The sequence below is a fragment of the Sphingosinicella xenopeptidilytica genome (assembly GCF_042676985.1).
GTDB classification, from domain to species: Bacteria; Pseudomonadota; Alphaproteobacteria; order Sphingomonadales; family Sphingomonadaceae; genus Sphingosinicella; species Sphingosinicella xenopeptidilytica.
Map to the genome: position 1 here is coordinate 1 of NZ_JBHTIK010000020.1, position 2,565 is coordinate 2,565.

Here is a 2,565-nt window from a genome sequence, read left to right on the forward strand (position 1 = left end):
CAGAGGGCTGGTGCGACGGGTGGGAGACCGGGTTCGCCGATGCCGCCGGGGGGTGCGTTCCAGTTGCCGCCGCCGACGAGATGGACCTCCGTGATCTTCGGGGCGGCGTCGATGCGGGTGAGCGCGTAGCCGTCGAAGTTGTCCTGCTGGACGCGGCCCGCCTTGAAGCTGATCTCGCCGAGCGTGGCGAGGCTGATCCCCATCACCACCGAGCCTTCCATCTGCGACCGGATACGGTCCGGGTTCACCTGCGGGCCGCAGTCGACCGCGATGTCGGCGCGCTCGACGGTAAGCTGCCCGCCCGTCACCGAGACCTCGATCGCGCAGGCTGTATAGCTGACAAAGCTGTAGTGCGCGGCGATGCCGAGCCCGCGGCCCGCAGGCAGCGTCCGGCCCCAGCCGATGCCCCTGGCGGCGGCATTGATCACCGCCTTCAGCCGCGCGGTGTCGACCGGATAGCGCGCCGGGTCCTCGCCGTAGTTGGTGGTGTCGCCCATCGCGCGGGGATCGATCGTGCGGTCCGGGCCGATGAGCGCGAGGAGATAGTCCTTCGGATCGCGCCCCGCCGCGGCGGCAAGCTCGGCGACGAACGACTGCACCGCGAAGGCGTGCGGGATGTTGGAGACCGAGCGGAACCAGCCGATCCGCGTGTGCGCGGTCGCCGCGCAGGTCTCGGCGCGGAAGTCGGGAACCGCGAACGCGACGTTGCGCAGCCCCATGCCCTGCTCGAACGGCAGCTGGTGCTTCGGGTCCGGCCCGAAGATCGAGCCGATCGAGGGCGCCGCGCTTCGGTGCCGCCACGCCACCGTGCGGCCGGCCGCGTCGAGCCCGCCCTCCAGCCGCTCGACCGAGACGGTGTGGAAGTAGCTGTGATGAAGGTCGTCCTCGCGCGTCCACACCACCTTCACGGGCTTGCCGCCCGCCGCGCGGCTGAGCAGCGCCGCCTCGAGCACGTAGTCGGGCTTCGATTTGCGCCCGAACCCGCCGCCGAGCAGCGTCTGGTGGATGGTCACATCGGCGACCGGGATCTTCAGCGCCTCGGCGATGAGGTCGCGCGCCGCCTGCGGGTCCTGCGTGCAGGCCCACGCCTCGCAGCGGTCCGCGCTCGTGCGCGCGAGCGCCATCGGCGGCTCCATCGGCGCCTGCGCGAGATGCGGGATGTAATACTCGGCTTCGATGCGCCTTGCGGCCTTGCCGAGCGCGGCCTCCGCATCGCCGTCGCTGCGCGAGACCTGACCCGGCGCGCGCGCCGCGCGTTCGAGCTCGGCGCGGTAGACGTCCGAGTCGTAAGCGGCGTTCGGCCCGTCGTCCCACGCGATGGTGAGCGCCTCGCGGCCCTTGATCGCCGCCCAGGTGTTCGCCGCGAGCACGGCGACGCCGCCGAGCGGCTGGAACACGGACGGCAGCGTCGGCGCGGGCAGGTCGACGATCCGGACGACGCCGGGCACCGCGAGCGCCGCGGCCTTGTCGACGCTCTTCACCTTGCCGCCGTAAACGGGCGGCCGCGCGATGACGGCGTAGAGCATGTCCGGCAGGCGCGCGTCGATGCCGTAGTTCGCGCGGCCCGTCGTCATGGCGACGCCGTCCGCGGAAGCCACGTCGCGGCCGATGTAGCGGAACGCCGCCGGTGCCTTCAGCGTCACCGTGCCCCGATCGGGCACGGCGAGCGCCGCGGCGTCCTTCGCGAGCGCGCCGTAGCCGAGCCTGCGGCCGCTCGGGCGGTGCACCACCTCATGCAGGCTTGCCGCAACCTCGCCGACGCTCACGCCCCAGCGCTTCGCGGCGGCCGCTTCCAGCATCGTGCGCGCGGCTGCGCCGCAGCGGCGGAGCGGCGTGAACAGGTGGCGCATACTGCGCGAGCCGTCGGTGTTCTGGTTGCCGTAGCGCGCCTCGTCGCCCACCGCCTGTTCGATGCGCACGCGGCTCCAGTCCGCCTCGAGCTCGTCGGCGATCACCATGGCAAGGCTGGTGCGGATGCCCTGGCCCATCTCGGCGCGGTGGCAGGTGATGGTCACCGTGCCGTCCTCGCCGATCGCCACGAACAGCGTAGGGTCGTCGCGCCAGCCGCCGCTCTGTCCGTCGGCGCCGTACTTTGGCTGCTCGGCAGCCTCTGCCAGCGCCGCGCGCGGCAGGCCCATCGCGAGCACGAACGCGCCGCCCGCGCCCAGAAGCCCGCGGCGGCTGATGTTGTCGATCCGGTCGAACGTCTCGGCCTTCATGCCTCCGCTCCTGCCGAACTGGCCGCCTTGATCGCGGCGCGGATGCGCGCGTAGGTGCCGCAGCGGCAGATGTTGCCGCTCATCGCGGCGTCGATGTCCGCGTCGGTGGGCTTCGGCGTCTCGGCGATGAGCGCCGCCGCCTGCATGATCTGACCCGACTGGCAGTAGCCGCACTGCGCGACGCCGTGCTCGCGCCACGCGCGCTGCACCGCATGGTCGCCGCCCGCCGACAGACCCTCGATCGTCGTCACCGACTGACCCTCAACCGCCGACATCGGAAGCTGGCACGACCGCATCGCCGTACCCTCCACGTGCACCGTGCACGCACCGCACAACCCCACGCCGC

The 2,565-nt window shown here is 72.4% G+C and carries 2 protein-coding genes; both read right to left on the reverse strand.

All coding sequences use genetic code 11. The features are described 5' to 3' along the window. Window positions 1-2,219 (reverse strand): xanthine dehydrogenase family protein molybdopterin-binding subunit (locus tag ACFQ00_RS20025; RefSeq protein ID WP_381495335.1); only part of this gene is annotated, 2,219 nt, incomplete at its 3' end. Further along, window positions 2,216-2,565, reverse strand: a 350-nt coding sequence (locus ACFQ00_RS20030) for a (2Fe-2S)-binding protein (protein WP_381495338.1), incomplete at its 5' end; no start/stop codon positions are given. The genes ACFQ00_RS20030 and ACFQ00_RS20025, both read right to left, overlap by 4 nt.